The organism is Pseudaminobacter soli (ex Zhang et al. 2022), assembly GCF_014595955.1.
GTDB classification, from domain to species: Bacteria; Pseudomonadota; Alphaproteobacteria; order Rhizobiales; family Rhizobiaceae; genus Kumtagia; species Kumtagia pseudosoli.
In genome coordinates this window covers 93,652-95,267 of the sequence record NZ_JABVCF010000017.1, presented here as the reverse complement: position 1 = coordinate 95,267, position 1,616 = coordinate 93,652, and the positions used below count along the sequence as shown (strand labels likewise).

2 protein-coding genes are annotated in these 1,616 nt (G+C 64.4%); both read left to right on the top strand.

Features of this window, described 5'->3' with window-relative positions; translation table 11 throughout:
* Positions 1–624 (top strand): tyrosine-type recombinase/integrase (locus HUI96_RS29650; RefSeq protein WP_237684366.1); only part of this gene is annotated, 624 nt, incomplete at its 5' end.
* A gap of 389 nt (positions 625–1,013) precedes the next feature.
* Positions 1,014–1,478: a MucR family transcriptional regulator gene (locus HUI96_RS25345; RefSeq protein ID WP_188257488.1), complete on the top strand. Its 465-nt coding sequence runs from the start codon at positions 1,014–1,016 to the stop codon at positions 1,476–1,478.
* Positions 1,479–1,616: the final 138 nt, after the last annotated feature.

Below are 1,616 nucleotides of genomic sequence, written 5' to 3'. Positions count from 1 at the left end.
GGCAAGGCCGTGACCGCCGACGTGCTTGGCGCGCTCCTGAAAACCTGCGGCGGCGAGCGCCTTGTCGACCTGCGCGATCGCGCGCTGCTGCTCGCCGCCTTCGCCTCCGGCGGCCGCCGCCGCAGCGAGATCGCCGGCCTGCGCGTTGCGCAGCTGGTCGAGGAGCCGCCCGTGCCGGCCGACCCGAAACATCCCGACGGGCCGCGCCTGCCCTGCCTAACAATCCGGCTCGGTCGCACCAAGACGACCGCGTCTGACACCGACGCCAGCGTGCTCCTGGTCGGGCGCCCGGTGCTGGCGCTAAAAGCGTGGATGGCACGCGCCGGCATCAGCGACGGTGCGGTGTTTCGCGGCATCGACCGCTGGGGCCATCTCGAACGGCGCGCGCTGACGCCCCAGGCCGTCAACCTGATCGTGAAGCGCCGCGCCGCGCAAGCCGGGCTCGACCCCGCCGCGTTCAGCGCGCATGGGCTGCGCTCGGGCTACCTCACCGAGACGGCGCGCCGCGGCATCCCGCTGCCCGAAGCCATGCAGCAGTCGCAGCACCGCTCGCTGCAGCAGGCGGCCAGCTATTACAACGAGGCCGAACGCACGCTTGGCCAGGCGGCGCGGCTGATCGTGTGAATCCATCTGCGTGCCTGTTGGTTCGCGCCATCAGCCCGCCCGCGCCATGAGCGATATCGCGTACAGGGGACGACCATCGGGTGGTGCCAGTTCGCCACGCGTTTCGGTGCAACTCGCCAATCACTGGGCATAGCGCCTAGCTGTGGGCTCCGACCAACAGTCTGCGCGTGATCGAGCATAATTCCGAGCCAAGCCGGATCTAGGTTGAGAGCGCGTTCCACTGGGACGAGGATACATCCAAATCCCCTTTCGGCTCGCAATAACAAGGCCGATCGATACGCCACAGTAGCGAGGATCATCCGCTTCCCCGGAGTTCACAAAAGAGGAGAGGCGCATTTTGGGTTGCGGAAATACGCAAGGTCGCTAAACCGCAAACAACCCCGCTTGCCATGGAGAGACCAGTGTCCCCCGACGAACGCCATGAAGATCTGGTCCGTCTCACCTCGGACGTTGTATCGGCCTACATCTCGAACAACGCCGTTCCTCACTCTTCGCTGCCCTCACTGATTTCTGAAATTCACGCATCCCTAAGCAAGCTGGGATCCGACGCTCAGGAACCTGTCGAGGAGCCGAAGAAGCCCGCTGTCCCGGTCAAGAAGTCGGTGACGGACGATTACCTCGTCTGCCTCGAGGACGGGAAGAAGTTCAAATCGCTAAAGCGCCATCTGTCGACGCACCACGGTATGACCGCCGACGCGTATCGTGCGAAATGGGGTCTGCCTTCCGATTACCCTATGGTTGCTCCCGCCTACGCGGCTACGAGGTCCGCGCTCGCCAAGAGCCTGGGCCTTGGACGAAAGCCCGCTCCGGAGGTCAAGCCTGCGAAGGCCAAGCGCACGCGCAAGACTGCTTAAGCGGCATCTAGGCTCAGCAGCTATTCATTTGGCTCGAGGGGTCATTCACGGTCTCCACTGACGAGGCTGCGATTGGCGCAAGACATCCTTCACTTACGACAAGGTGCGCCGTACTCATCCTGCCAGCCTCGACGTAGC